Source organism: Rhizobium sp. 18055, assembly GCF_902706285.1.
GTDB lineage: Bacteria > Pseudomonadota > Alphaproteobacteria > Rhizobiales > Rhizobiaceae > Rhizobium.
Genome location: NZ_CACSKD010000265.1, coordinates 1 through 447, shown reverse-complemented (window position 1 = coordinate 447; position 447 = coordinate 1). Strand labels below are relative to the sequence as shown.

The window sequence follows — 447 nt, the reverse complement described above, 5'->3', positions numbered from 1 at the left end:
GGTCTGCTGCTCCGCCGGAGCCGGGGTGATCTGGCCACCGCCCATACTGCGTTTGCCTGACAGACCGGGATTCTCCAACGTGGCAGCCTCTTGGATCGCCTGCTGGACGGTCGCCTCAGAGGCCTCCTTTTCCTCCGCCTTCTGAGCCTCGATCTCGGCAAAAACATCAATCTTCTCCGGTGCGGCAAACTGCGACGGATCAGCCGCCGCAAAACCGCCCTTACCCGGCTCGTGTTCGTCCTTGCCCGCTAAGGAGCCAATACCCTTCAAGGCGTCGTTCAGCTCAGAGGGGACCACCCACACCTTGTTGGAGTCGCCACGAGCAAGGGTCGGCAGCATCTGCATGTACTGGTAGGCCAGCAGACCCTGGTCGGGCTGACCGGCATGGATGGCATTGAACACCGTCGTGATTGCCTGGGCCTCACCCTCGGCGCGCAGCATCTGGGC

The 447-nt window shown here is 62.9% G+C and carries 1 pseudogene; it reads right to left on the bottom strand.

The annotated features are described in order from the left end of the window. Positions 1 to 447, bottom strand: a pseudogene (locus tag GVL52_RS31105) (hypothetical protein); the annotation flags it as partial.